This window comes from Caulobacter hibisci (assembly GCF_016135805.1).
GTDB lineage: Bacteria > Pseudomonadota > Alphaproteobacteria > Caulobacterales > Caulobacteraceae > Caulobacter > Caulobacter hibisci.
Genome location: NZ_JADWOX010000001.1, coordinates 308747 through 331007, shown reverse-complemented (window position 1 = coordinate 331007; position 22261 = coordinate 308747). Strand labels below are relative to the sequence as shown.

The 22261-nt window shown below is 67.6% G+C and carries 39 protein-coding genes; 23 read left to right on the top strand and 16 right to left on the bottom strand.

What is annotated here, in order from left to right; genetic code table 11:
• Positions 1-31: 31 nt before the first annotated feature.
• From I4Q42_RS01640 to I4Q42_RS01575, 15 genes are all read right to left on the bottom strand, one after another.
• Positions 32-844 (bottom strand): hypothetical protein, encoded by an 813-nt coding sequence (locus I4Q42_RS01640; RefSeq protein ID WP_198574322.1) that lies wholly within the window; start codon positions 842-844, stop codon positions 32-34.
• Positions 841-3411 (bottom strand): SGNH/GDSL hydrolase family protein, encoded by a 2571-nt coding sequence (locus tag I4Q42_RS01635; protein ID WP_198574321.1) that lies wholly within the window; start codon positions 3409-3411, stop codon positions 841-843. Before I4Q42_RS01635 ends, I4Q42_RS01640 begins: the two co-directional genes overlap by 4 nt.
• Before the next feature lie 85 nt (positions 3412-3496).
• On the bottom strand, positions 3497-4912 hold the full coding sequence (gene terL / locus I4Q42_RS01630; protein ID WP_198574320.1) for a phage terminase large subunit: 1416 nt from the start codon (positions 4910-4912) through the stop codon (positions 3497-3499).
• Positions 4912-5391 carry a DUF2280 domain-containing protein gene (locus tag I4Q42_RS01625; protein WP_198574319.1) on the bottom strand — a complete coding sequence of 160 codons (480 nt, stop codon included), beginning with the start codon at positions 5389-5391 and terminating at the stop codon, positions 4912-4914. Before I4Q42_RS01625 ends, terL begins: the two co-directional genes overlap by 1 nt.
• Before the next feature lie 10 nt (positions 5392-5401).
• Complete coding sequence (locus I4Q42_RS01620) at positions 5402-6034, bottom strand: putative metallopeptidase (protein ID WP_198574318.1); 633 nt, start codon at positions 6032-6034, stop codon at positions 5402-5404.
• Positions 6035-6582: 548 nt separating this feature from the next.
• A complete protein-coding gene (locus I4Q42_RS01615; RefSeq protein WP_198574317.1) occupies positions 6583-7167 on the bottom strand; it encodes a hypothetical protein in 585 nt (194 codons plus the stop codon).
• 31 nt (positions 7168-7198) lie between these two features.
• Complete coding sequence (locus tag I4Q42_RS01610; RefSeq protein ID WP_198574316.1) at positions 7199-7555, bottom strand: hypothetical protein; 357 nt, start codon at positions 7553-7555, stop codon at positions 7199-7201.
• Between the two features lie 353 nt (positions 7556-7908).
• On the bottom strand, positions 7909-8262 hold the full coding sequence (locus I4Q42_RS01605) for a helix-turn-helix domain-containing protein (RefSeq protein ID WP_198574315.1): 354 nt from the start codon (positions 8260-8262) through the stop codon (positions 7909-7911).
• A complete protein-coding gene (locus tag I4Q42_RS01600) occupies positions 8259-8951 on the bottom strand; it encodes a hypothetical protein (protein WP_198574314.1) in 693 nt (230 codons plus the stop codon). Before I4Q42_RS01600 ends, I4Q42_RS01605 begins: the two co-directional genes overlap by 4 nt.
• A gap of 83 nt (positions 8952-9034) precedes the next feature.
• Positions 9035-9343 (bottom strand): LexA family protein, encoded by a 309-nt coding sequence (locus I4Q42_RS01595; protein WP_198574313.1) that lies wholly within the window; start codon positions 9341-9343, stop codon positions 9035-9037.
• A complete protein-coding gene (locus I4Q42_RS01590; RefSeq protein ID WP_198574312.1) occupies positions 9340-9753 on the bottom strand; it encodes a GcrA family cell cycle regulator in 414 nt (137 codons plus the stop codon). Before I4Q42_RS01590 ends, I4Q42_RS01595 begins: the two co-directional genes overlap by 4 nt.
• Positions 9750-9971, bottom strand: a complete 222-nt coding sequence (locus tag I4Q42_RS01585; protein ID WP_198574311.1) for a hypothetical protein — start codon at positions 9969-9971, stop codon at positions 9750-9752. The genes I4Q42_RS01590 and I4Q42_RS01585 overlap by 4 nt, the downstream gene beginning before the upstream one ends.
• A complete protein-coding gene (locus I4Q42_RS26275) occupies positions 9968-10093 on the bottom strand; it encodes a hypothetical protein (RefSeq protein ID WP_269816434.1) in 126 nt (41 codons plus the stop codon). The genes I4Q42_RS01585 and I4Q42_RS26275 overlap by 4 nt, the downstream gene beginning before the upstream one ends.
• 3 nt (positions 10094-10096) lie before the next feature.
• Positions 10097-10366, bottom strand: coding sequence for a nucleoid-associated protein GapR (gene gapR, locus I4Q42_RS01580; RefSeq protein ID WP_198574310.1), 270 nt, complete (start codon positions 10364-10366; stop codon positions 10097-10099).
• 55 nt (positions 10367-10421) lie between these two features.
• Positions 10422-10871: a hypothetical protein gene (locus I4Q42_RS01575; protein ID WP_198574309.1), complete on the bottom strand. Its 450-nt coding sequence runs from the start codon at positions 10869-10871 to the stop codon at positions 10422-10424.
• A gap of 80 nt (positions 10872-10951) precedes the next feature.
• Here I4Q42_RS01575 and I4Q42_RS01570 point away from each other — a divergent pair, with 80 nt between their 5' ends.
• Both I4Q42_RS01570 and I4Q42_RS01565 read left to right on the top strand, forming a co-directional pair.
• Positions 10952-11158 carry a hypothetical protein gene (locus tag I4Q42_RS01570; protein WP_198574308.1) on the top strand — a complete coding sequence of 69 codons (207 nt, stop codon included), beginning with the start codon at positions 10952-10954 and terminating at the stop codon, positions 11156-11158.
• A gap of 3 nt (positions 11159-11161) precedes the next feature.
• On the top strand, positions 11162-11341 hold the full coding sequence (locus tag I4Q42_RS01565) for a hypothetical protein (protein ID WP_198574307.1): 180 nt from the start codon (positions 11162-11164) through the stop codon (positions 11339-11341).
• Positions 11342-11351: 10 nt separating this feature from the next.
• On the opposite strand, the gene I4Q42_RS01560 is transcribed toward I4Q42_RS01565, so the two are convergent.
• Positions 11352-11573 carry a carph-isopro domain-containing protein gene (locus I4Q42_RS01560; RefSeq protein WP_198574306.1) on the bottom strand — a complete coding sequence of 74 codons (222 nt, stop codon included), beginning with the start codon at positions 11571-11573 and terminating at the stop codon, positions 11352-11354.
• Between the two features lie 99 nt (positions 11574-11672).
• On the opposite strand from I4Q42_RS01560, the gene I4Q42_RS01555 reads away from it, so the two are divergent.
• From I4Q42_RS01555 to I4Q42_RS01455, 21 genes are all read left to right on the top strand, one after another.
• On the top strand, positions 11673-12365 hold the full coding sequence (locus I4Q42_RS01555; protein WP_198574305.1) for a LexA family protein: 693 nt from the start codon (positions 11673-11675) through the stop codon (positions 12363-12365).
• A gap of 454 nt (positions 12366-12819) precedes the next feature.
• Complete coding sequence (locus I4Q42_RS01550; protein ID WP_198574304.1) at positions 12820-13155, top strand: hypothetical protein; 336 nt, start codon at positions 12820-12822, stop codon at positions 13153-13155.
• 3 nt (positions 13156-13158) lie between these two features.
• Positions 13159-13389, top strand: a complete 231-nt coding sequence (locus I4Q42_RS01545; protein ID WP_198574303.1) for a hypothetical protein — start codon at positions 13159-13161, stop codon at positions 13387-13389.
• Entirely contained in the window at positions 13389-13727 is a 339-nt protein-coding gene (locus I4Q42_RS01540) for a hypothetical protein (RefSeq protein ID WP_198574302.1), read from the top strand. The genes I4Q42_RS01545 and I4Q42_RS01540 overlap by 1 nt, the downstream gene beginning before the upstream one ends.
• Entirely contained in the window at positions 13724-13963 is a 240-nt protein-coding gene (locus I4Q42_RS01535) for a hypothetical protein (protein ID WP_198574301.1), read from the top strand. The genes I4Q42_RS01540 and I4Q42_RS01535 overlap by 4 nt, the downstream gene beginning before the upstream one ends.
• A 24-nt stretch (positions 13964-13987) precedes the next feature.
• Positions 13988-14254 carry a hypothetical protein gene (locus I4Q42_RS01530; RefSeq protein WP_198574300.1) on the top strand — a complete coding sequence of 89 codons (267 nt, stop codon included), beginning with the start codon at positions 13988-13990 and terminating at the stop codon, positions 14252-14254.
• Positions 14251-14427 carry a hypothetical protein gene (locus tag I4Q42_RS01525; protein WP_198574299.1) on the top strand — a complete coding sequence of 59 codons (177 nt, stop codon included), beginning with the start codon at positions 14251-14253 and terminating at the stop codon, positions 14425-14427. The genes I4Q42_RS01530 and I4Q42_RS01525 overlap by 4 nt, the downstream gene beginning before the upstream one ends.
• Positions 14424-14684: a phosphopantetheine-binding protein gene (locus tag I4Q42_RS01520; RefSeq protein ID WP_198574298.1), complete on the top strand. Its 261-nt coding sequence runs from the start codon at positions 14424-14426 to the stop codon at positions 14682-14684. Before I4Q42_RS01525 ends, I4Q42_RS01520 begins: the two co-directional genes overlap by 4 nt.
• Before the next feature lie 14 nt (positions 14685-14698).
• Positions 14699-14869, top strand: coding sequence for a hypothetical protein (locus I4Q42_RS01515; protein WP_198574297.1), 171 nt, complete (start codon positions 14699-14701; stop codon positions 14867-14869).
• On the top strand, positions 14866-15978 hold the full coding sequence (locus I4Q42_RS01510) for a coiled-coil domain-containing protein (protein ID WP_198574296.1): 1113 nt from the start codon (positions 14866-14868) through the stop codon (positions 15976-15978). Before I4Q42_RS01515 ends, I4Q42_RS01510 begins: the two co-directional genes overlap by 4 nt.
• Before the next feature lie 7 nt (positions 15979-15985).
• The gene (locus tag I4Q42_RS01505; protein ID WP_198574295.1) at positions 15986-16816 is read left to right on the top strand and encodes an ERF family protein; all 831 of its coding nucleotides are present in this window, start codon (positions 15986-15988) and stop codon (positions 16814-16816) included.
• Complete coding sequence (locus I4Q42_RS01500; RefSeq protein WP_198574294.1) at positions 16809-17456, top strand: lambda exonuclease family protein; 648 nt, start codon at positions 16809-16811, stop codon at positions 17454-17456. The genes I4Q42_RS01505 and I4Q42_RS01500 overlap by 8 nt, the downstream gene beginning before the upstream one ends.
• A complete protein-coding gene (locus tag I4Q42_RS01495) occupies positions 17453-17866 on the top strand; it encodes a recombination protein NinB (RefSeq protein ID WP_198574293.1) in 414 nt (137 codons plus the stop codon). Before I4Q42_RS01500 ends, I4Q42_RS01495 begins: the two co-directional genes overlap by 4 nt.
• Positions 17863-18414 (top strand): hypothetical protein, encoded by a 552-nt coding sequence (locus tag I4Q42_RS01490; protein WP_198574292.1) that lies wholly within the window; start codon positions 17863-17865, stop codon positions 18412-18414. The genes I4Q42_RS01495 and I4Q42_RS01490 overlap by 4 nt, the downstream gene beginning before the upstream one ends.
• On the top strand, positions 18405-18932 hold the full coding sequence (locus tag I4Q42_RS01485; protein ID WP_198574291.1) for a hypothetical protein: 528 nt from the start codon (positions 18405-18407) through the stop codon (positions 18930-18932). Before I4Q42_RS01490 ends, I4Q42_RS01485 begins: the two co-directional genes overlap by 10 nt.
• Positions 18932-19687, top strand: coding sequence for an HNH endonuclease (locus tag I4Q42_RS26535; protein WP_198574290.1), 756 nt, complete (start codon positions 18932-18934; stop codon positions 19685-19687). Before I4Q42_RS01485 ends, I4Q42_RS26535 begins: the two co-directional genes overlap by 1 nt.
• 94 nt (positions 19688-19781) lie before the next feature.
• A complete protein-coding gene (locus I4Q42_RS01475; RefSeq protein ID WP_198574289.1) occupies positions 19782-20453 on the top strand; it encodes a hypothetical protein in 672 nt (223 codons plus the stop codon).
• Positions 20450-20983: a hypothetical protein gene (locus I4Q42_RS01470; RefSeq protein WP_198574288.1), complete on the top strand. Its 534-nt coding sequence runs from the start codon at positions 20450-20452 to the stop codon at positions 20981-20983. The genes I4Q42_RS01475 and I4Q42_RS01470 overlap by 4 nt, the downstream gene beginning before the upstream one ends.
• 4 nt (positions 20984-20987) lie before the next feature.
• Positions 20988-21224: a hypothetical protein gene (locus tag I4Q42_RS01465; RefSeq protein ID WP_198574287.1), complete on the top strand. Its 237-nt coding sequence runs from the start codon at positions 20988-20990 to the stop codon at positions 21222-21224.
• A gap of 2 nt (positions 21225-21226) precedes the next feature.
• Positions 21227-21700 carry a hypothetical protein gene (locus I4Q42_RS01460; protein ID WP_198574286.1) on the top strand — a complete coding sequence of 158 codons (474 nt, stop codon included), beginning with the start codon at positions 21227-21229 and terminating at the stop codon, positions 21698-21700.
• Between the two features lie 363 nt (positions 21701-22063).
• Positions 22064-22261 (top strand): hypothetical protein, encoded by a 198-nt coding sequence (locus I4Q42_RS01455; RefSeq protein ID WP_198574285.1) that lies wholly within the window; start codon positions 22064-22066, stop codon positions 22259-22261.

Genomic DNA, 22261 nt, shown 5'->3' with positions numbered 1-22261 from the left:
GCCTCGTGACTCCGGGCCGGCATGGACACGGCTAGAGGCAGGTCGCGCCGAGTTTGACTGTCGTGTTCGCGGCCGACGCGCCCTCTTGGTAGAAGAGCACCGTCGATCCGGCGGGCAGCTTGCCCTCGCACTTTTTGACGATCAGCGTCGCCCCCTTGCCCACACCGAAGAGGGTCACGGGCTTCCCGGCGGCGGGGAAAATCTTCAGGGTGTCGATGGTGATGGACGCGCCCGGCTTGACCTGCACCGCGCCCTCCCGCCAAGCCTTGCAGGCGACCGTCGTGGCCTTGGCCGACCCCCAGATGCGCAAGCAGAACCCCACGTCCTCGGCGGTCACGCGATCGAGCACGAGGCCGGTGGTTTTGAAGTCGTAGCCCCCATCGCTGCAACCGATCGCGTAAGTCTGCCGCAGGGTGACGTTGTAGGACAGCCGCTCGCCGCTGAAGCAGTCGCCGTTGAGGTACGCGCCCTTGACCGGCTCCATGCGCCAGTTACGGGCCGTCACGCGCTCGATCAGCACGTCATGCCCATCCACAACCTCGACCGCGACGGGCAGGCTGTCGCCCGTCTGCGGCTTGGCGAGGATGAACGTCGAGTCCTTGATCACGACGTCGCTCTGGCCGTTGGCGATCCGAACCACGCCGCGCGTGACGGTCAGATAGAGCTTGGACAGGCGCAGGCCGTTGAGATCGCGCTCCTTGCCGTCCAGCCAGCGGTAGCTGTTGGACATGCCGGTGTACCGTTTCGAGGCGCTGTTGCCGGGACCGACCACCACGACAGGCGCGGCAATGGCCGGAGTGGCGACAAGCAGGGCCAGGGCGGCGGCGCGAGCGAGGCGGCTCATGGTACGGCGACGCCGATCGCTTGCAGATAGTCCCGGTTCGCAAAGTACAGGTCGTTGTGCTCACCGGATGGCAGGTAACCGCCATAGCCGCCCGTGCTCAACTCGATGGCCGAGAAGCTCGCCGCAGTGGTCGCGAAGAACTTCAGCGGGGCATTGTTGAGCGCGGTCGAGGTAGAGGTCTGAAACACTCGCGTCGCGTTGTTCCGCTGGAAGGAAATGCCGCTCGAAGACAGGCGGCCGGCGGCGAAGAACCCCGAGCCGTCCGTAGAGAGGCCCGCACCCGCGCCAGACACCGCCGCGTTGTTGATCCGGCCCGAGAAGGTATCCGACCCAGACCGGGGCGTCAGGGTGACGCCGTCCGTGCCATCGTACCAGCCGGCCGAAGCCGCCGCGACTTGAGCAGCGGTCAGCGACCATTCATCGACGTATGCGCTATTCTGAGCAAACGCGGGGGTGGTCGCCGTCGTCGGGTTGAAGCCGGTGTTCAGAGCGCCGGTGACGCCGTCGCCCTGGAAGCTCTTGTCCGCCGTCCAAGTAAGCGTGCCTTCTTCCGTCGCGTTGAAATTCGCGGACTTCCAGTTCAGGCGCGCGGCCTGCCGGTCGTGGGCGGCGAAGACATAATCGACGTCGCGCTTGGCCCAGATGTTCACGCCGCTGAACCAACCCACCTTCAGAGAGCGAATGCGGGCGTCGATCAGAGCCCGGCGGGCGGTGCTGGGGGCGACGGTCATGCGAGCGACGAGCGCGGCGGTTTCCGGCTGCTCGCCGAGCGTGCCGGCCAACGCGGCCAGGGCGACGGCCGATCCCATCGGGTGATAGCCCGAGCTGTTGGGGTGCAGCGTGTCGCGCATGAACCCGGCCGCATCGGCGACAGCGTGCGTCACCGGCCCCGCGCCCTTGATCGGGTTTAGCGCCGCGCGGAAATCGACCACGGGCAGGTTGCCGTTGGCGGCGGCCAAGGCGTTGATGTAACCGACGTAAAGGTCTTGTGTCGCCTGGGGGGCGCTGCCGATGGCGATGCCGTTTTCGATGCAAAGGATGACACTGCCGCCGGTCGCCTTGCCCGCGTTGATCATCGCCTGATAGCCAGCCTTGAAGGCGGCCTCGGAGGTCGGGACCTTCTCGTCGTTGATCTGGATACCAATGATCGTGAGGTCGGGCTGAAGATAGGTCGTGCTCACGGTCGGCGAGGTCGCGGGCGACGTCTGGTCATTCCAGTCGGCGACAGTCGATTGCGACCAACCAGCGTTGATGACGCGGATTTGACGAGCCGTCGTCTTGTACGGAATGAGAGCGAGGATCTTGACGCTGCCGCCGACGCCGTTGCGGGTCAGGGCGATCGAGTGCGAGCCGACAGCGCCGAGATTGAGCGTCGTCTTGGCCAAGCCGTTCGCGCCGGCAGTGTCGATCACAGTCGCCGCGCCGCCGTCTACACTGGCCGAGACCTGACCTGCCGCCGAGGCGGTCAGATAGACCACGTCGCACCGGTCACAGTCAGGCAGGGTCGCCGTGAACGTCGCCGTGTCGTTGTTGAAGAACGGACGACAGCCCGCCGTCTTCGTGCTCGTTTCGTTGAACCACGTCGCGCCCGCGACGACCATGTTGTTGTACTGGGGATAGTTGGTCAGGCAGTTGTTGTCGCCGCAGATGGCGTCCCAACGCGCCGGGTATCCATAGGCCGTCAGACGCTCGGCAAGGCGCGTGGGCCAGGACGCAGTCCGATCGTTCGCCGTGAACGTGGTGGACAGGGCCCCGTAACCCGCAACGACGCTTTCGCCGATCGCCATGACGATCGGGTCTTTCGTGCCAGCTTGCATGGCGGTCAGGGCGGACCTCCAGGCCGTTAGGGCGTCGTCGCCCCCCGCTGCCTTCGTCGCGGCGATCGTCGTGTCGTGCGGAGAGTTGGTCGCGCCGGCCAAGGTTTCGCGCAGCCTTACCGGCAGGGAGCCGGCGGCGGCTTGCGGGTAATTCACGCCGGCCAGGAGCTTCGTGCCTGCGCCGTTGACAGCGTAGACGTTCGACGTATCGCTCGGCGCGATCGTGATCGTCGAGCCGGCTGTCTTGCCGGTGATGTCGGCAAGTTCCGCGCCCGCGAGCGCTCCGTTCGCAAAGCTCGTGGCCGACAGCAGAAGGTCGGTCAGGGTCGGAAGAACACTGGCGGCCGTCACCACGATATCCTGGGTCACGCTGTAGAACGGGCTGGCGCGCTCGGCCTTGATGCGCGCGGTCTGGGTCGAACCCGCAGCGCCAGCGGCCTGGGACAGGACCAGGTCGTTGGACCCGTTCAAGGTGAAAGGGCCTGAAACCACGCTAAGGGCCGCGCCAGACACCGAGGTGAAGAGGCGCGCAACAACGGTTCCGATCGGAGCGTTCGCCGCGACGGTGGCTGAGGTGGGCAGGATGGCGCTATCGCCGCCGGCGAGCTGGACCGGCACGGAGTCGACCGGCTGGCCCACAGCGTTCGTGGCTACGGCGCCCGGAACCACCCTTACCGGCACGACATCCAGCGCTCGGCCGTCGGCCGTGGTGTAGGTCAGGTTCGAGACCACGAACACCGGATCGGCCATGGCGCGTCTTCCATCTCAGGGCATGCGGCGTCATCCGACGGCGCTTAGGTCAGGTATGCCGTGAGAGGGAGGGCTTGGCGAGGGGTCAGAGATTTTCCAAGGTGTAGCTTGACCCAAGGGCCACGATTTCGAAGGCACGCGACGTGCTGTCCGCGTCGTCGTCGTGCTTGGCGGTCGGGAACCCCTCCAGGGCGGTGAACCACTTCTCGTTCCACGGGCCGCGCAGCACATCGACGTTGCCGTGCTCGGCCTGGGAAGAGAACAGCGAGAAGCGGGTCACCTTGTCGCCGGTCTCAGTGGACGACTTCACGGTGTAGCCGCTGAGCATTTTGACCAGGCCCGCGACCTGGCTCTTGCCGGCCTGGCCGGGATCTTGCGGCAGCGAGATCGTGCACATCAGGCCGTCTTGCGAGGCGGTGTTCAGGATCAGCCGCTCGACGCCTGCGGGACTCAGCGCGTCGCTGTGATTGTCGACCACGATGTAGCGGCCATCCGGCGTGCGGCCGATCTTCGTGCTGCTGGTCTCGTCAGGGTCCGGGCTTTCGGCGGTGCGCGGCGTCGCGGCCAGGTCGTAGCCGCGGCCGAAAACGGTCCCGGCCGGAACGGCATCGACCACCCTGCACCACGATCGCTGGAAGTAGAGGCCGGCGGCGGGCCGGATCTTCCAGTTTCCCCCTAGTAGGCGCTCGCGCTCGACCAGCGGCAGGGCCAGCAGCGACGCCATGTAGGCAGGGTCCGCCGCCATCAGCGCCTTGTTGTCGGTCAGCTTGGCCGGGATGAAGGTGAGCGACTTCGCCGGGATCGGAACAGTGTCTCCGTCCTCGTTGACCATCGTGTAGATGGCAAGATCCTCCGGGCTGTTGGCCCACTTCAGGTCTTCGCCGACCCGGACGAACCAGCGAAGGACGCCGGAGCGCTCGGGGATCGGATACCCGGTGTCCTGGTCAATCCACCACTCGATCAGCGTGGCGACCCAGCTGTCGGCGTCAGGGTTGCAGGTGGCCCGGATGTAGGGTCGCACGCCGCACATGGAGCGGTTGCGGCTGACCATGTACCAGAACTGCACCGCCGTGAAATGCGTCAGCTCGTCGAACTTGATCAGGGGGATTTGCGACCCCTGCCAGTTGAAGCGGGTCTTATCGTGCTCCAGGTGGGCGAAACTGGACGTGGCGCCGCTGGGCCACTTCCATGACAGGACATGCTCCTTCGGCATACCCCCCACCAGCGGGTAGAGCTTGGCGCTTTCGTCCCAAAGTCCGCCCTCGTTGCGGATCTGGACGGTGGAGCGCCTGAACGTCACCGACCCGAACCCCGGATTGTCGATGTGGCGCAAGTCCTCCATCAGTAGGCCGAACGTCTTCCCGCCGCCGGCGCCGCCGCCGTAGATGGCGATGTCGGCTGGCGTTGCGAGGAAGGCGGTTTGCGGCCCGACCTGGGGAAGGATGGTTTGGCCTGGGACGATCTCGAGTTGCTTCTCAGCCCACGCGACGGCTGCGGCCATCAGTCCCGCCCGTTGCTCGGCAGGGCGAAGATCGCGACCGCGGACACCGGCGGCGCCATGGGCAGGTCTTTCCCGTCCTTGCCCGTCAGCTCGCGGCGGTTCGTGTAGGCGTTGCCCATCTCCTTGGCGATCTGCTCGTACAGCTGGGCGGCGACGACGACGTTGCCCTGGGTCTCTGCCCGCTGGGCCATGCGTTCAAGCGCCCTTAGCCGGACGGCCTTGTGACTGGCGCCGATCCGCGAGGTGTCCTCCAGGAAGGTCTTTCGCGTCTCCTCGAACAGGGCCCGCCACTTCGCCGACAGCTTTCGGCCGGCGCGCTTGGTCGGGTCGTAGGCTTCCACGCTCTGGGGCGTGATCTGCAGGCCGAATTCCTCCCTGACAGCCTTGGCCACGACGCCAGGTGGATCGAAACACGCCAGGGACGCCACGACATAGGCGCGGGCCTCTTCGGTCAGGGTGGGTTCTGGGCGTTTTGCCATCAGGTCAGTCTCAGGCCGCCCTCAGCATGCGACAGGTGCCGCACGCTTGGGCGATTTTCACCGAGGCGACTTCAGGGCGACGTGAGGCCGCATCGACCAGGGCCTGGGTCGCGCCGGCCGCCGGGCCTGCGCCATAGCGACGAACCACGCCGACGAACTCCTCGACGTCATGACCCTTGATCCCGAACTTGGGTCGTCCGTCCCTGGTGAACTTCGGGGCTCCGTAGATGTCTCGCTCCTGGGCGGCGTGGTAAAGCTCGTGCTCGATCAGGGCGCAGAACTCGGCGTCCTGGCAGATCGTGGCGTAGTTGGCGTCGATCGTGATCAGGAAGTCGGGCAGGCCGTCGAACCAGTCGGCGATCTGTTGCTCGGCACGGGCGCGTTGCCACTTCCCCATGGCCATCGGCGGCATGGACTCGCACTGGCCGGCGACCATGTTCCCTCCCCTGGAGTTGGAGACCGTCGTCCAGACGAAGCCAAGGGTGGCCCGGTTCAGGTGGTCGTGGTCCTCGTTCCAGAGCGTGGCGCCGTGCTCGATGAAGGTGGCGCGCGCCCATTCCTCAAGCTCTGGGCTCGGCATGAACTGAAGGTCCATGCTCTGCATCAGCTCGGGCGGCGGTAGCGGGCGCGGGAGGCCGGTCATAGGGTTGGGTATGCCTCTGCTTGGGGTGGTCGTCACGGGGAGGGTTGCAGGCGAACTGCGATTGCTTGGCTGGGTGGGGTCGGTGGGGGTGCATGGTGGCCTCTGTTGTTGAGGCCGAGATGATCGCCCGGGAGCGGACAGGCTTCGCGGCGGTTCGCGTGGCGTTACGATGTGTCGCGCGATCCGGTAGCGGAATCGACTTGACCGCGCAGACTCGACCATGGGTCTCGGTACGGCCCCTTGTCCTGGGCCGGGCGGTCGAAGGTCAGGACGGTCGCGCGGGGCGGCGGCGCGCTCCCGGCGGCGGGCGCCGCGGTGTGATCCGACCCCCATGGACTCCAGCAGCCGCTGCGCCATCTGCCGGCCGTAGTTGGCCTGGTCCTGGGCGTCAGTTCTTGGCGTGCCGCACAGGACGATCCTGTGCTTGGCCCCGTCGATCCCATTCACCACGACGAACGGGTGCTTTCCGCCATGGCCTGATTTCCACGTGAGGCCGGCGTCGTTCAGCACTTCGCCGATGGCCTGCAGGGCGAGGCGGTGGGACTGCTTCATGCCGCCCTCCCCTTATCCTGCTTCTGGGCAAGGTGGGCCCGCATGGCTGGCGTGACGCCGGTTTGGTCAGGCGCGCCGCTGGTGTCGGGCATGTCGGCGCGGCGTTGGGCCTTCTCGGCGGCCTTGCGGGCCTCGTCCTGCTGCGCGAACTCTCGCGCCCAGGCCTTTACCCGGGCGCGGTCTTCCTCCGACGGTTTGGGGGGCTTGGCGGTGACGATCGGCGGCAGGCCGACCTTGGGCTGTTCCGGCGGCCGGTCGGCAAGCTCTATGGCCTGACGGGCGCGGTCGAAGGCGCGGACGGCCCGGTTCTCCGTCAGCATGGCGATCTCTCGCAGCTTGGCGGGCTTGGGCAGGAACTCGATCTTCGGGTCGCGGATGATCGCGTCCATGGCCGCTTCCAGCGCTGAGGCCGGCACATCCTCGAGCACGGCCTTGTAGTCGGCCCAGAACATCGCCCACTCGCCGTCGCTGCGTTCGGGCTGGCGATAGGTGGCGAACTTGGCGCCGATGATCCGTTCGACGTCCTTCGGGCTGGCGGGCGCCTTGGCCCGAGCCTCGATCGCCGGCAGCGACGCCCTCACCTCCGCCAGCAGCGCCGGCGTCCTGGCGATCTCACCAACCGCCCTCAGATTGCTCGGCTCGAAGGCGAGTAGCGATTTCAGCCCCGGCGACAGCTCGCTCAAGGTTTGCCTGATGGCGTTGGAACTTGTCGTTTGCGTGAGGCCGGTCATGGCGCACCTGCGGGTGGTAGGTTTCGGGGGGGCGGGTTCGGGCGGCGTGGGCGCGGCCGATGGCCTCGGTGAAGAACTTCCAGGTCGACACGGGATCTGGCTCGGCGCGGTGGCCGTGGGCTCGCACCACCGGGACGACGTCGAGCTCCCAGCTCCAGCCTTGCTGGCGCCAGCGGGCCACCTCGCCCATCGACGTGATCAGGCCCGGCTTGCGATTGACGTCGATGTTGCGGTCCATCGTGGCCAGCCGGGCGGCGTGGTCGGTCGCGCTCTCGCCGGCCGGCCAGTCGTCCGCCTCGCGTACGCACGGAGTCACACCACCACGGGTATGGGTGGGTGGTTGGGGGGTCTGGGGGGAAGGAGGGAGGGAAAGGGCCTCAGCGTCACTCTGTGCGTCACCCGCGTCACAAGTGACGTCACATGGCGTCACATTGGCGTCACGGGCGCGCTTCCGAGCCATGCGCTCGGCCGATCCCGAGCGAACGCGGGCCGGCGCAGCAGCTTGCGCCGACTCCATGGCCTCAACAGCGATCGCGATCACCTCTGGCGACGCTCCCGCTTCCACGAGCCTACGGACGAGGTCGGTTATGCTCACGCGGCCTCCATCCAACCGGCCTGCTCAGCCACACGGCGCTCATGCGCCCGGATGCCGAAGAGGACCGTCGTGTGGTCGCGGTTGAGAAACCTGCCGATCATCGGCAGAGACAGGTGAGGAAGCCCGTTCATCAGCCACATGGCGTGCTGGCGAGCCAACGAGATCCGGCGTTGCCGCTTTGGCCCCCTCAGCTCTTCGACGCTGACGCCGTAAGCGCCGCTGACCGCCTCCAACACGATAGGCATTGTGATGCGGCCAACGCCTGTGATGGAGCCTTTCCAGAGCGAGAAGCTTCCAGGAACCGGAAGTTCGACCATCGGGATTGGCGGGGTTGGATAAGCCTTGGTCATGCGGCCTCTCCGTCAAGCAGCGGCGCGCCTGGCTTTCCGTTGAAGCGCTCCACGTCACCACGGTCTGTCAGACGTGCTTTAGTGCCCGGCGGTATCGGAAAGACGGCCGGTGGCCCTTCGGCGCCCTTTCGCCAGATGAACCAGGCGTAAGCAGTCGCGCTTGACGCGTCGGGGTCCCAGCGGCCCTTGACCATGGGAACGCGCTCGCTGAACGGCGCCACCACCGTCAGGGGGCAATCGACATGCAGCAAGCCATGACGGGCCTTTCCTTCCAGGAAGACGAGGCGCAGCAGCATGGCGACGCCACGCCGGGCGCGCTCGTAGGCAGCTCGGACGAAGGCATCGCCCAGCACAAACGGCGGGTTGGTGACGATCCAGTCGACCTCCGGCAGCGAGCGCGCCGCTTCCTCGGTCAGGAAGTCCACCACGAACTGCGGCGCGCCGCCCTCGTGCCGGTGGATGTCGGCCTCGATCACCTGGGCGAAGTACGGACGCAGGCCGTGAGCCATGTGGCCGCCGCCGGCCGCCGGCTCAAGCGCAGTCCAGTCGCCAGGATCCAGACGCGCGATCAGCTCGCCGCCGGCTCGGGCGGCCCAAGGCGGCGTGGGGAAGTAATCGAGGCTGTCGTCGGCTGGCGCGCGGCTGGCCATGACCGACGTGTGACCCGACGGACGAAGGTCTAGCTGCATGTCGCCCCCCCCCCGGTCGAGAAGTGGAGTGGCGCCCAGCGTCTTGTGACGTCGCGCCATGACGGCGGTGGAGTCCTGCTCGCTCACGCCGACACCATCACGCGGCCCAGCCCGCGCTCCCGGCTGATCTCGTGGAGCGCCAGGGCGACGCGGCGGACCTCGCCGTCCGTCCAGCGCTCCATCTGGTCGCGGGTGGGCCCTGCCTTGAGGATGGTGATGGAGCGGCGGCCCTCGCGCTTGATGACGCCGCGCTGCTCCAGCAGAACCAGGGCGGCGTGAACCGAGCTGACGCCGGCGCCGACATGGACGCCGATGTCGCGAACGCTGGGTGAGATCTCGTCTCGCGTCAGGTCGCGGATCGCGGCCAGGACGGAGGCTTGAAAGGGGGTCATCGAGCCCACCTCATGACGGATTTGATGAAGGCGGCGGGCAGAAGCACGCCGGTGCGGAAGGCCCTGCGCTGGTGCGTGGGGCAGTAGGGAGAAGGCTCGCCGTCGGGGCGCTTGCCCTTGCGGGCGCCGCAGAACCGCTCCTCGCCGTCGAACTCGACGATCCACCGGCAGTGGTGGTCGCGGACCTCGGCGATGGGCACGGGCCGGGCGTTCGGCAACGGCTCGCAGTGATAGCGGACGTGGCGCGGCGGCAGGATGGCGGCCTGGGCCTTGCGCTCCGGCTCGACAGGGTCGGCCGGCGCCGGCGGTGTGGCCTCGACCAGACGCGGACGCGGAACCGGCGGCGCAGGCGTGATCGCCACGGGCGCCGGCGCCATCATCAACTCCAGAAGGGCCGGGAGAGCGCTCATGCAGTGCGCTTTCCGCCGACGAGGCCGGCGGCGCGCTCGGCACGAAGGCGGGCGTGCAAGGCGTCCCGACGCTCGGCCTGGGTCAGGTCGGCTCGTTGCCGAGCCTCGGCGGCCTTACGCGCCATGACCTGTCCGGCCTCGTGAGCCGTCATGACCGGCCGCAGCCAGCGGATGGAGAACAACTCGCGGACTCGCGAGGTGAGGCTTCGCGACTTCATCGCGTGGCTCCGAAGAAGGATTGGACGACCCAGGCGAAGACGGCCCAGACGGCGACGCAGTAGAGAGACATCGCCAGCCAGACCTTGGCGCGCTGGCCGTTCGTGATGGGCTGGCGGCGCATGGCTCAGATCTCGCCGATGGCCGAGAGGTAGAGGTCGAGGATCGCGTCCTCTTCCTGGCGCTTGGCGCGGTCCTTGCGCCGCAGCGCGACCACCTTCTTCAGGATGGCCGGATCCAGCCCGTTGCCCTTGGCCTCGGCGTAGACCTCTTTGATCTGCTCGGCGATTTCCGCCTTCTCGACCTCGAGGCGCTCGACGCGCTCGATGATCGACTTCAGTTGGCCCTGGGCCTGCTGGTTCAGGACGTCCGCATTCGTGGTGGCGTCGTCGGCCATGTTCTGGTTCTCCCTGGCGCCGGTCGGGTTGCGCCCCGGCGCTTGGCGCGTGGGGTCAGCCGACGGCGCGCAGGTGGCGGGTCGGGGTCAGGCCGTTGGCCACGTCGTGGGCGCGATCGACCTGCTGCTTGAGGGCGGCGAAAGCAGCGCGCACCTCGTGGATCTCGCCGACGTCGCGGTGGCCGTCGGCCTCCATCTCATGGGTCGCGGCCAGGGCCTGGGTGGCCCGGTTCATGGTCTCGACCATGGCCGACAGGATGTCGCTCTCGGGGTCTTCCTTGATCGCCCGGCTGGCGGCGCCGGTGACGATGTCGGTCTGGGCGGCCGCCTGCAGGGTCAGGATCGCCATGAAGGGCATGACGTCGGGGTGGTTGGCGTTCTGATACTGCGACACCCGCTGGTGGCTTACGCCGAGCATGATGCCGGCCGGCACCACGCCGCCGACCGACGCGACCAGTTGGTGCGTCAGGGCCTTCACTTCTTCGACCGACAGGGCGCGGCTCATTGCACAGTTCCGATCTTTGCAAGGGGACGTGCGGCGATGCGTCGCGGCATGTTGCGCCGCACAACCGAGGGGATATCGAGTTGAGTGATTTCGAACTGGCCCTGAGCCACGCGGGCAAGGCCGCCGCGCTGCGCGAAGAGGCCGATGGCGCGCTGGCCCTGGCCGACTTCCATTCGGCGATCAGCCGTGCGCACCTGCGAGACTGGATGGCGCGGCAGGCGGTGGGGGGGAACCCGCCCGCCGCGCCGGTTCACCGCCCGGGGAGAGGCGGCGAAGCTCGTGGGTGAGGCATGACCAAGTCGAAGATCGAACAGGCCATCGTTTACGGCGCCAAGGCCGCGGCCCTGCGCCAGGAAGTCGACGCCACCGACCAGGTGACCGACGAGACCGAACACCTTGCCCTGGTGGGCGAGTTCTACGGTCTGCTGTCGGAGACCTTCGCCACCGAAGCGGGCGAGGAGGAAACGTGAGCGGGCCATTTCAGGCGGCCTGCGGCTGGTCTTCGACGTCCCGTGCGATCGTGGTCAGCTCAGAGATCGAAAGGTCGATCCCATGCTGAGCAGCGGCGGCGAGAATGCTGGCGTGGCGCCAGGCGGGGATTTGCCGCTTGGCGTGCCAGCTTTTGACGGTGGACGGCGGGACGTCGCCGAGCTTCGCGGCCATGGGCCGGATTCCGCCGAATTTCTGGAAGACGCTGGCCACGGGCCGCTCCATGCCGAGAACGATGTGCGATTTGCGCACCGTAATCGCACATCGCACGTGCGTCAATCGCACTCGTCGAAGCCGTGCGAACTTCGCATTATGTCGGGCATGACAGCCGAGCAAATCGTCGCCGAACTAAAGCGGCTCAAGGTGCCTCACGACACGATCGCGAACGCGATTGGCCGCGACCGCACCGCCGCGACCAAGATGCTCGCAGGCACTCGATCAGTGAAGTTCAACGAGATCCCGGTTCTGGCGCAGCTCGTCGCGGACCTGGGTGGCGCCACAACGCCGCAGTTGGCGCCGGTTACGACCTTTCCTGTCGCCCCCGCTCTGAAGGATGTGGTGAGGCGTATCCCGGTTGTCGGCGACGTCGAAGCTGGAGTGTGGCGAGAAACTGTGGCCCGAGAGACCTACGACATCAGCGATTTTTTGCCGCTGGACGTCCAGGGCTACGAGCAGGCCAAGCTTCGAGCCATGCGCGTGCTTGGGCCGTCCATGAACAGATTTTATCCGCCGGGCCGCTTTGTGGTCGTAGCTGACCCGGCCGAAGCGGGCCTGCACGACGGCGATCATGTCATCGTTGAGCGCCGTCGCGGCAGCATGACCGAAATCACGCTCAAGGAATACGTTGTGGAGCCCGGAGGGCGGATTGCCTTGTGGCCTCGCAGCGACCACCCCGATTTCCAAGAGCCGATCTATCTGCGCTCGAGCGACGAGAGCGACCAGGATGGCGCGGCTGTGACGGGCGTGGTGGTGGCGGATTATAGTCGGAGGTCACGCGGGCGGTGAGTGAGCGGGATGCTGAGATAGCCGATCTGAAGGCGCGGCTGGCGGCGCTGGAGTCGGCGTCTTCCAGGACCAGCGCCATAGCCGCTCCGCCGGCCTCCGTTAAGGACCACACGGTCCGAAACCGGTGGATCGGCATCGGCATCGTTCTAGGCATTATCTTGCTCCTGATGTCGCTTTGCCAGGTCCCAGACGACCCGGTCGCCAGGATCGAAGCGTCGTGCCGCCGCGAGTACGCGGACCGTGGCGAGGCGGCAGTCTTGGGCTGCAAAACCCAGCTTATGGTGGAAGAGCTAGAGCGGAGGGAATCGGCGAAGGCTGCGCGGGCGCGCGACGGAGCCAGGTAGATCGGCCCGCCAAACAGCACCGCACAAAGTGCGATTTGATGTGCGATTTTCATTTGACCTAAGTGCGATCATCGCACAATGTGCTCCTGTCACCGCACAGGAGCCACCCAGTGGTCACCCCCGCCGAATTCACCGTCCTGGCCGCGTTCGATATGCGCGATCCGGCCCAGCGCCAGGCGCTGCAAAGCCTGATCGCCATCCCGCCGAAGCGTAAGGCGGAGATCCGCCTCTCAGCCGCTTCGAACGCTCACCGCGACTACGCCATGGCGGCGATGTCCTTCGCGGCCGGGTTCGCCTACCTGCACAGCAAGGGCGCCCCGCTGCCGGCCGATCTCGCGCCGGTCCATGTCGAGCGCCTCGCAGCCCTGAAGGCCGAGGTCGAAGGTCTCCGTCAGGAGCTGCTGGCGTTCGATCGCCCCGCGGCCTCCAGCGCGAAGGCGGCCTGAGCCATGGCCGCCACCCGCCTAAACACCGTCGGCGAGAGCCTGCGCGCCCAGCTGCGCCCCCTCGCCCTCTCCGTAACGCCCGGCGTGAACGGATTCCGTGTCGCCTACGTGGGCGGCCAGTATTTCGAGACCGTTCAGACCGACGTCGATCCGTGCATCGCTGCTGACCTCCGCTCGGAGGCCCTCGGCGCCACCGCCGCGCTCATGGCGCGGGTGTTCGGGGAGCGGGCGTGATGGAGGATCAGCACACGCCAGGGCCGTGGAGCGTCAGCGCAGGCGATTTGATCCGTGTGAAGCCGAAAGCCTCCAACGAGGTTGTCGCCGGCGTGCATCGGATCGGCAAGCACAGCGGCAGGCCTGAGGCGGAGGCCCTCGCTAACGCCCGCCTGATCGCCGCGGCGCCCGAACTTCTGGCGGCTGCCCGCGAGTTCATGCCGAAGGGGCTGGCGATCGGCAACGGGAACGTTCCCGACGAGACCGTCATCCCGATAGACGTGACGATGGGGGAACTGCGGAAGTTCGAAGCCGCCATCGCCAAGGCCCTTGGCCAGGACGCGGAGGGCGTGTCGTGAGCATCCCGGCTCTCTTCACGGCTCGCGGCGGCGTGGTCCTCTTCCGCATGCGTCCGGTCCCTGACTGGGTCGTCGAAGATCTCCGCAAGGCCATCGTCCGCGAGGGGCTGAATGTCCCGATGCAGGGCGACGCCTTCGGGGTCTGGCAGGGCGCCCTCGAACAGCTGACTCAGGCCGACGATGCCGCCCAGAGCCAGCGCCGCCTCACCGACAACCCGCCGCCCCGCGCGGCCTGACCCAACCACCAGAGGAGCCCCACCATGGCCGTCGCCATCCCGCCGGACCTCTACGAGTCCGCCGCTTCCATTCTCGCCCAGGCCGGCCGCGTCGAGCGGACGTGCCAGCGGTTCACGTCGGAAACCCAGCTGCAGAACGCCCTTCGCGACCTCGCCACGATCAAGCACGAGGCCATGAAGGCCCGGCGCCACATCCGGGGCCTGATCGCCGAAGCGCGGGCCGAGGCCAAGCGCGTCGCCGCGCTCGCGCCGGCCATGGCCAACAGACCGTCGATGGAGATTGCCGCGTGAAGGCCCTTCGCTTCCTGGCCAAGCGCCGGTTCAACTACATCGACGCCGTCTATCTCGGGATCGTCGGCGGGCAGACAGCCGTCGGGCACTACGCCGTCGCGGCGATCACCTTCGGCGCTGGCATCCTGGTCTCCATCGCTCTTGAGGGCCTCGACGCGCGAGGTGACGCGTGACCGGCGCCCTCTCCACCGCCTGCATCGTCAACCGCATCGTGGCGCGCCACCTCGACGTCGACCCGTCCGACCTTGGGCCGGGCCTGATCTTCGCTGACGCCGGCGTCTGCGACCTCTCCATGATCGAAGTGCTGATGGAGGTGGAAGACCTCATCGACGCCGAGATCGGGGACGACCAGGCCGAGCAGGTCAAGACCGTCGGCGACCTCGTCCGGCTGGCCCAGCGCCTGACCGGCGACGTCCCTGCGGCCGCGTGAGCGAGGACGCGTTCGTGCAAGCCCTCGTCTCCCTCTGCGTCGGCCTGGCCCGGTCCACCGACGACCTCACCGCCTGGGGCAAGGCGAACGCCGCCGCCCTCCAGAGCCACCCCGAAACCCTTCCCGCCAACCGTGCCGCCTATGCCGCCCGGATGGCTGAGCTTCAGCAAGGAGCCGCCTCGTGACCGATGCCGTCGAAACCACCGACATGATCGCCCTGGTCGCTGAAAACCCGTCGGTCGTCCTGACCGATCCCAAGGCCTACGCGGCCTGGAAGGTCATGGTCGAGGCTGAAAGCGCCAAGGCTGGAACCGACGTCTCCACGGCCAAGGCCCGCGACGTGATCCGCGCCGCCGCCGCCAAGGTCGTGCGGTCCAAGACCGCCATCGACGCGGCCCGCAAAAGCCTGACCGAGGACTACCGGGCCAAGGTCAAGGCGATCAACGACGTCGGCGGCGCCATCGTCGAGGAGGTGGCGGAGATCGCCGCCCGCGTCCGCCAGCCTCTCACGGACTGGGAAGAGGCGGAGAAGGCGCGCGAGACCGCCGCCACCGACCTCTTCGCCCGCCTGAAGGCCGCCGCTCAGGTCAGCTTCGACGACACCGCCGCCGGCGTCTCAGCCCGGCTGGCTGAGGTCGAGGCCATCACGATCGACGCGGAGGCCTATGGCGACTTCACCGACGCCGCCCGCGAGGCCTGGAGCAAGACCACGGCTGACCTGACGGTCGCTGTCGAGCGCCTGACCCAGGCCGAAGCCGAACGGGCGGAGCTGGAACGGATGCGCGCCGCCGAGGCCGAACGCCTCGCCCAAGCCGAAGCCGCCCGGATGGAAGAGGAGCGCAAGGCGCGCGAAGCCGAAGAGGCCGCCGCCCGCGAGCGCGCCGCCGAAGAGGCCCGCTTGGCCGAGGCCGAGCGCGTGGCCCGCGCCGCTGAGCAGGCGCGGCAAGACGCCCTGGCCGAGGCCGAGCGCCAGCGGGTCGCCGCCGAAGAGTCCGCCGCCGCCGAGCGCCGCCGCATGGAAGAGGCCCACGCCGCCGAACTGCGCCGCGTCGAGCAGGAGGCCCAGGCCGAACGCGACCGTGTCGCCGCCGAGGAGCGCCGAAAGGCGGAGGAGGCCGCCGAGGCCGCCCGCGTCGAAGCGGCCCGGCAAGCCAACCGCGAGCACCGCTCCTCCGTCATGGGCGCCGCCAAGGTCGCCCTGATGGGGATCGAAGGCGTCGACGAGTTCGCCGCTGTCGCGATCGTCAAAGCCATCGTGGCGGGCTCGATCCCCGCCGTCACCCTGCAGTTCTGAGGACGCCATGACCGCTCAACCCGACCTCCTCGACGTCACCCCTACGGCGGCCGGCAAGCCAGAGCGCGCCCTGAGCGCCGCGCCCCGCCAGCAGTCCGCCCAGGTGATCAAGACCGACAGCGACACGCTGATGGCCGTGATCACCAAGGCGGCCAAAGACCCGGACATGGACGTCGACAAGCTGGACAAGCTGATCACGCTCTATGGCCGGATCACCGCCAACCAGGCCGAGCAGGATTTTGACGAGGCGATGAACGCCGCCCAGGCCGAGATCGGCGTGGTCGTCACCGACAAGGCCAACAGCCAGACCAGCAGCCGGTACGCCAGCTATCCCGCGCTCGATCGCGCGGTTCGGCCGATCTACACCCGCCACGGCTTCAGCCTGAGCTTCAGCACCGGCAAGGCCGAGCGACCCGACGACGTGCGGGTGATCTGCAAGGTCAGCCACAAGGGCGGCCACAAGTCCTTCCCCTATGTGGACATGCCCGCCGACGGCAAGGGCGCCAAGGGCGGCGAGGTGATGACCCGCATCCATGCGGCCGGGTCGGCCTATTCCTACGGCCAGCGCTATCTCCTGAAGCTGATCTTCAACATCGCCACCGGCGAGACCGATGACGACGGCAACGGCGCCAGCGGCGGCCGAGCCCTGGGCGCCGCCGCCCAGCGGGCCGTGGCGGACATCAACGCCTGCGCCAACGGCGCCGAGTTGAAGGCCTGGAAGGACCGCCACGCCGACGCCGTCGAGAAGCTGGTCACGCCCGCCGAGAACCGCGAGATCATCGCCCTGTGGAACCGCCGCGCCCGTGCCGAGCGCGAGAAGGCGGCCGCCCATGGCTGAGATCACCGCCCTCCGCATCATCGACTGCGACCAGGGCACGCCGGAGTGGCTGGAGGCCCGCCGTGGGCTTCCGACCGCCAGCATGTTCAAGGACATCATGTCGCCCGGCCGAGGCGCGGCGCCCAGCAAGCAGCGGCGCACCTACATGCTCAAGCTGGCGGCCGAGATCATCTCGGGCGAGCCCACCGAGGGCTTTTCGACGGTCCACACCGAGCGCGGACACGAGCAGGAAGCCGAAGCCCGCGAGTGGTACGCCTTCAAGCACGACGTGGATCCGCAGCAGGTCGGCTTGATCGTCAACGGCGTGGCCGGCTACTCGCCGGACTCGCTCATCGGCGCGCCCGGCGCCCTGGAGATCAAGACCAAGCTCGGCTTCATGGCGATCGACGCCATCCTGAACGACGAGTTCCTGGACGAGCATAAGCCCCAGTGCCAGGGCGGGCTCTGGGTCGCCAAGCGAGAATGGATCGACCTCACGGTCTGGAGCCGGGGCATTCCGCCGTTCGTGAAGCGCGCCGAGCGGGACGAGGTCTACATCGTCAAGCTGGAGCGTGCCGTCGTCGAGTTCACCGAAGAGCTGGCGGAGATGGTCGCCAAGGTGCGCGCCTACGGCCTGCCCAAGATCTCGGAGGCTGCATGATCGGCCCCACCATCATTCTGGAGAGCCGGACCCGCCGAGAACAGGCCCATCGGCTGATCGAGCAGGCTCCCGACGGCGCCGTGCTGGAGATCCGGCCGGCGACCCGCACCCTGCCCCAGAATTCGCGGCTGCACGCCATGATCACCGACGTCGCCCGTCAGGTGGAATGGCCGGTCGGCTCGGGCACCAAGCGCAACATCGAGGCGTGGAAGGACATCTTCACCGCCGCCCTGCGCAGCGCCAACCACGGCCTGGACGTCGTCCCCGGCCTGAACGGCGGCTTCGTGCTCCTCGGGATGCACACCAGCCGCATGACGAAGGACGAGCTCGGGGAGCTGATGGCCCTGATCGAGGCCTTTGGCGCCCAGCACGGCGTGACCTTCCACGAGCCGGATAGGAGCGCGGCATGAAAATCGCTCCGCACCATATCGCCGGCACACCGGAAGCGGCTCTGTCAGCCGCGCTCGGCACGCACGTGGACTATCACCCGATGTGCGGATGGCCGGACGACTGCATGGTCCAATGGGGCCACGGCATCATCCCCTCGACGCCGTTTTTTGAGGCGTTCCCGGCCGGCACTTTCATTCGCGGCGAAGGCGAGACCATCGAGGCGGCTGAGCGGCAGGCCTTTGCCAAGTGGGAAGCGGACCGCAACTGCGACCACCGGTGGGGGCGCGCTCGTAGCGCCGGGAACACCTACACCAACGGCGCCGGCTGGTGCCGCCGGTGCGGCGCCTTCCGCAGCAGCATGTTCGCACCGGTCGTCACCTTCGGCGCGCACCGAAAGCCGCTCGGCAAGTCGGAGTCCTGGCTGCTCAGCAGCATGGAGACCGACGCCGATATGAACGCGCGCATGGACGCGCGCTACCCCGCCGAGCGAGGCCGCCGCGCCAAGCAGAAGCGCATCCTCCAGATCCGCCGGAAGCTGTTCGGCGAGCGGAGCGACAAATGGTTTTGACCCGCTCCGCCGAGGACCGTGAAGTCCTCACCGCCGCCGCCGCTATCAAGCGCCGGGAGAACCGGGAAAAGCGCCTGGCCCGCAAGGAAGCCGCGCGCGACCACATCCGGGCCATCGTCGCCAGCCAGGCGCCGGGCAAGCGCCAGCCGCGGGAAGTCGATGCCGGCTTCATGTCCTGGCTTCACCAGGACGTCCCGTGCATCGCCTGCTTGATCGAGGGGCCGGGCCCCGCCGAGGCGCGTCACATCGAGGCCGCGCATCAGAAGCTCGCCATTGCCTCCAAGGGGTGGTCCATCGGCGGACTCGGCCCACGCGTCTCTGACGCCCGCTGCGTCGCGCTGTGCGCCTGGCATCATCGCCTCGCGCCGAACTCCTGCGACACCGGCGGCCAGCGGAAGTTCTGGGATCGCCTCGGCATTGGAGACGGCGTGGCCGATCTCTGTCGATCGCTCCATTCGGCCTTCCTCGCAGGTCAGGACGGCGCGCCGATCGTCCGACGCTTTGCGGAGGGACGCTGATGCCCGGCCAATGGCACGCCAACCGCTTTATTGAGGACGCCGCACGGCACCACTCGCCCTGCATCCGGTGCGGCCGCTCAATGTGGCTCCCAGCCAGCAAGCTTGGGATCTATGTGCGGTGCAGCCCGGAATGCAAAGCCGCGGCCGCGGCCGCTCAGGTCCGCGCGAGATCTCGTCCTTGCGAGACCTGCGGAGGCCTCTTCGCGCCCCGCCAAGTTCAACTGAACAACGGCGGCGGCCGCTTCTGCTCTCAGAAGTGCAATACGGCCGCCCGCGCAGCTTTGCAGGCGCCCGAGACCAAGCTGCTAGCCGCCCGGAGGCTGCGAGAGGACTGGGCAAGCGGAAAGCTGACTGCTGTGTCAGGCCCAGCCAAGCCGAACTGGAAAGGCGGAAAGGCAGCTCGAAAGGAACGGCTGCGAACACCTGAAGCGAGAGCCGCCCAGGCCGCCACTCTGCGCGCCTACCGAAAGGCCAATCCGGACAAGGTTCGTGAGTTCGTTCAGTCGCGCTCACGGCGCCAGCACGGCAAACTTCCGCGAGGCACCGTGAAGCGCCTTGGCGAAATGCAGGCCTGGCGGTGTGCGATCTGCCGGGTAGGCGTCAAGCGCGGCTTTCACCTCGACCACATCATGCCCCTCGCCCGTGGCGGCGAGCACGCCCCACGAAACCTGCAACTGCTCTGCGCGACCTGCAACGTCCGCAAGAGCAGCCGCGACCCCATAGAACACATGCAATCGCTAGGGAGGCTCCTTTGAGCGCCTACGACAACGCCGCCCGCTTCTATGCCGCCTTCCTGGCCGGCGAGCCTGCTGTTCGTCGGTTCGCCGCGGCTAATGATGGAGGGGTGAAGTGAGCACCGTCGCCGCCCTCTACGTCGAAACCGATGGCGCCTATGTCGGCCTGCCGGACGTCGATCCGTGGGACATCGTCCGCGACGCCCGGACCTACGCTGGTCCGCACCCGGTTGTTGCGCACCCGCCATGTCAGCGGTGGGGACGTTACAGCGAAGGCTCGCCGAGGAAGCCTCACCAGTACAAGACCGGCGATGACGACGGCTGCTTTGCCGCGGCGCTGGCGGCCGTTCGTCGCTGGGGGGGGGTGTTGGAGCACCCGGCCGACAGCAAGGCCTGGAACCCGGAGTGGTTCGATCTGAACAAGCCGGCCCGCGGCGGCGGTTGGGTCCGCGCCGACTGGCATCAAGGCTTCAACGGATGGACCTGCTACGTCGAGCAGGGCCAGTACGGCCACTTTTCCCGCAAGCCGACTTGGCTCTACGCGGCCGGCGTAGAGTTCCCGTCCCTCATCTGGGGTCAGGGCGCGCAGCAACTGCCGCAGTGGATGATCGATCGGTACGGCTACGCCAAGGCCCGCCGCATCGGACAGATGGCCATGGTGGGCGGCAAGGACAAAACCCGGATCCGCAACGCCACGCCGGCACCGTTCCGCGACCTGCTGCTCGAGATCGCTCGATCGGCCTACTCGGTCCGCGCCCACCTCTCCCAGCAAAGGCCTGCCGCATGAGCGACCAGAACAAGGGCTCATCCCAGAGCCAGCCCGTCTCCGCGCCCGAGAGCGCGGCCCGCAACTCCAGCGCCTCGATGGACATGAGCAAGACCACCACCCCTGACCTAGCCGCGCGAGTGGGGGAGGCCATCCGCAAGCTTAAAGCTGAACATATGGATGGATGCCCCTTGTATCCCGTGGACCGAGAAGCGACGGAACGTCTCTATCGGGACCTCCTCGACGCCTATGCAGAGCAGACCCGCGAAATCGCCGCGATCGGCGATCTTCAGAACGAGTGCGCCAACCTGACCGAGGCGGCGCTTCGAGATGCAGCCACCATCGCCGCCCTAACGGCAGAGGTGGAGCGGCTGAAGGGACAGGCGTCCCAGGCGAGCACGCTCATCCGCGTCGCCATGAACACCGAGGATGCTGACGCCAAGACGGCCCTCATTCACGCTGCTCTGGACTTCGCCAGCGACGACACCGAGGCGCTCGCTGAAGGCGCTAAGTGGGCGCCCGTTGATCTCACCGCCCAAGGCGAGGGCTAGGTCGATGGAAGAGCATCCGATCCAACAGCCGATCCGCGAAATCGACGTCTACCTCTCCGACGAGGGGTCCACCGTCTACACGGTTGGACGGCGCGGCGTCACTCGCATCGAGGCCTGCCAGAAGTCAGGACTGCACGCCAACATCCCCTATGTGCGCGTCTGGAAGGGTGACGTCTGCGAGGCGGAGTTCTGCCAGCACAACATCGTCGGCGTCTACTTCGAACCGCAGGCGGAGGCGTAACCATGGCCCTGTCACCCGCAGAATGGGCGATGATCGAAACTGAGATCAACGCCAAGAGGAACCGCTTTTCCCGTCCTTTGGAGGTCAGCGACCAGTGCGCCTGTCTGGAGTGGTGGGAGGTCGCGAACCTCATGGACGCCGCCCGCGCCCAAGGCCGCCAGCAAGCAACCACCAGCACCGGTGAGCTGCGCCCTCTGTCGCCGGCCAACGCCGCCGCCGTCGAAGCTGTGTTCGGCAAGCCCGTCATGCTCGACGAAGAGGGGGAGGACTGGAACGCCCTGCTCGACTATGTCCGCGCCCAAGGCCGCGCCTCCCTAGAGGAGAGGTGCGCCGCCCTGGAGGAAGGGCTTCGAACCGCCATCGACATCGGCGGGCTGCATTACCTTCAGCGCCTCCCGGCCAACGCCTGGTACTGCGACAAGGTCGATGAGATCCGCGCCCTTCTGGCCACCCCTGGGGAGCGGGAGAATGGGTAGTCGATATCCAGTGGCGACGTTCGGATGGAACCAGGCGCGTCTGTCGGAACACTCGATGGAAGACCTTCAGGCCCTCCGCCGGGCCGTCGAAGATGATCCCGCGAGCGCCAACCCTCAGCGCGCGGCTGGCCGGTCAATCTACCTCTTCACACCGGCCGCTCGTCGCAAGCTCGACGCGATCACATGGGCGATCACCACAAAGCTTAGAGAGCGTCGATGCGGCTCGTGTGCCGACTGGCGACAAGGCGGCTGCTGGTCTGGTGATCGCCTCGACGGCGACCTCTCCAAAGGACCGGCCGCAAACACCACGGCGAACCAGACCTGCGAGGCATGGCGCGCCCTCACCACTACGGAGCCCTCCGCATGAGCGCCGACATCGAAACCGTTCAGACGGTGAACCCAGACCGCTGGGAAGAGCTCGGTGACTTCGTAACCGCGTTGTTCGAGTGGGGCTGTGAGGACCCGAACGACATTGCCGACGAGGTGAAGCGCTTCCTCGTCTCTGATGACGGCCTTTGGCGCTACCGCGACCTCGAACAACAACCGATCGGAAGGGCCTGA

What these genes read in the sequence shown, in the direction of transcription:
- gapR (WP_198574310.1), bottom strand. Translation starts at nt 10,366, where the DNA reads ATGGCCGACGACGCCACCACGAATGCGGACGTCCTGAACCAGCAGGCC.
- I4Q42_RS01635 (WP_198574321.1), bottom strand. Translation starts at nt 3,411, where the DNA reads ATGGCCGATCCGGTGTTCGTGGTCTCGAACCTGACCTACACCACGGCC.
- I4Q42_RS01500 (WP_198574294.1), top strand. Translation starts at nt 16,809, where the DNA reads ATGGCTGAGATCACCGCCCTCCGCATCATCGACTGCGACCAGGGCACG.
- I4Q42_RS01555 (WP_198574305.1), top strand. Translation starts at nt 11,673, where the DNA reads ATGTCGGGCATGACAGCCGAGCAAATCGTCGCCGAACTAAAGCGGCTC.
- I4Q42_RS26535 (WP_198574290.1), top strand. Translation starts at nt 18,932, where the DNA reads ATGCCCGGCCAATGGCACGCCAACCGCTTTATTGAGGACGCCGCACGG.
- I4Q42_RS01620 (WP_198574318.1), bottom strand. Translation starts at nt 6,034, where the DNA reads ATGACCGGCCTCCCGCGCCCGCTACCGCCGCCCGAGCTGATGCAGAGC.
- I4Q42_RS01600 (WP_198574314.1), bottom strand. Translation starts at nt 8,951, where the DNA reads ATGCAGCTAGACCTTCGTCCGTCGGGTCACACGTCGGTCATGGCCAGC.
- I4Q42_RS01495 (WP_198574293.1), top strand. Translation starts at nt 17,453, where the DNA reads ATGATCGGCCCCACCATCATTCTGGAGAGCCGGACCCGCCGAGAACAG.
- I4Q42_RS01610 (WP_198574316.1), bottom strand. Translation starts at nt 7,555, where the DNA reads ATGGACCGCAACATCGACGTCAATCGCAAGCCGGGCCTGATCACGTCG.
- I4Q42_RS01540 (WP_198574302.1), top strand. Translation starts at nt 13,389, where the DNA reads ATGGAGGATCAGCACACGCCAGGGCCGTGGAGCGTCAGCGCAGGCGAT.
- I4Q42_RS01490 (WP_198574292.1), top strand. Translation starts at nt 17,863, where the DNA reads ATGAAAATCGCTCCGCACCATATCGCCGGCACACCGGAAGCGGCTCTG.
- I4Q42_RS01575 (WP_198574309.1), bottom strand. Translation starts at nt 10,871, where the DNA reads ATGAGCCGCGCCCTGTCGGTCGAAGAAGTGAAGGCCCTGACGCACCAA.
- I4Q42_RS01565 (WP_198574307.1), top strand. Translation starts at nt 11,162, where the DNA reads ATGACCAAGTCGAAGATCGAACAGGCCATCGTTTACGGCGCCAAGGCC.
- I4Q42_RS01640 (WP_198574322.1), bottom strand. Translation starts at nt 844, where the DNA reads ATGAGCCGCCTCGCTCGCGCCGCCGCCCTGGCCCTGCTTGTCGCCACT.
- I4Q42_RS01595 (WP_198574313.1), bottom strand. Translation starts at nt 9,343, where the DNA reads ATGACCCCCTTTCAAGCCTCCGTCCTGGCCGCGATCCGCGACCTGACG.
- I4Q42_RS01605 (WP_198574315.1), bottom strand. Translation starts at nt 8,262, where the DNA reads ATGACCAAGGCTTATCCAACCCCGCCAATCCCGATGGTCGAACTTCCG.
- I4Q42_RS01545 (WP_198574303.1), top strand. Translation starts at nt 13,159, where the DNA reads ATGGCCGCCACCCGCCTAAACACCGTCGGCGAGAGCCTGCGCGCCCAG.
- I4Q42_RS01585 (WP_198574311.1), bottom strand. Translation starts at nt 9,971, where the DNA reads ATGAAGTCGCGAAGCCTCACCTCGCGAGTCCGCGAGTTGTTCTCCATC.
- I4Q42_RS01465 (WP_198574287.1), top strand. Translation starts at nt 20,988, where the DNA reads ATGGAAGAGCATCCGATCCAACAGCCGATCCGCGAAATCGACGTCTAC.
- I4Q42_RS26275 (WP_269816434.1), bottom strand. Translation starts at nt 10,093, where the DNA reads ATGCGCCGCCAGCCCATCACGAACGGCCAGCGCGCCAAGGTCTGGCTG.
- I4Q42_RS01455 (WP_198574285.1), top strand. Translation starts at nt 22,064, where the DNA reads ATGAGCGCCGACATCGAAACCGTTCAGACGGTGAACCCAGACCGCTGG.
- terL (WP_198574320.1), bottom strand. Translation starts at nt 4,912, where the DNA reads ATGGCCGCAGCCGTCGCGTGGGCTGAGAAGCAACTCGAGATCGTCCCA.
- I4Q42_RS01590 (WP_198574312.1), bottom strand. Translation starts at nt 9,753, where the DNA reads ATGAGCGCTCTCCCGGCCCTTCTGGAGTTGATGATGGCGCCGGCGCCC.
- I4Q42_RS01530 (WP_198574300.1), top strand. Translation starts at nt 13,988, where the DNA reads ATGGCCGTCGCCATCCCGCCGGACCTCTACGAGTCCGCCGCTTCCATT.
- I4Q42_RS01470 (WP_198574288.1), top strand. Translation starts at nt 20,450, where the DNA reads ATGAGCGACCAGAACAAGGGCTCATCCCAGAGCCAGCCCGTCTCCGCG.
- I4Q42_RS01460 (WP_198574286.1), top strand. Translation starts at nt 21,227, where the DNA reads ATGGCCCTGTCACCCGCAGAATGGGCGATGATCGAAACTGAGATCAAC.
- I4Q42_RS01625 (WP_198574319.1), bottom strand. Translation starts at nt 5,391, where the DNA reads ATGGCAAAACGCCCAGAACCCACCCTGACCGAAGAGGCCCGCGCCTAT.
- I4Q42_RS01485 (WP_198574291.1), top strand. Translation starts at nt 18,405, where the DNA reads ATGGTTTTGACCCGCTCCGCCGAGGACCGTGAAGTCCTCACCGCCGCC.
- I4Q42_RS01505 (WP_198574295.1), top strand. Translation starts at nt 15,986, where the DNA reads ATGACCGCTCAACCCGACCTCCTCGACGTCACCCCTACGGCGGCCGGC.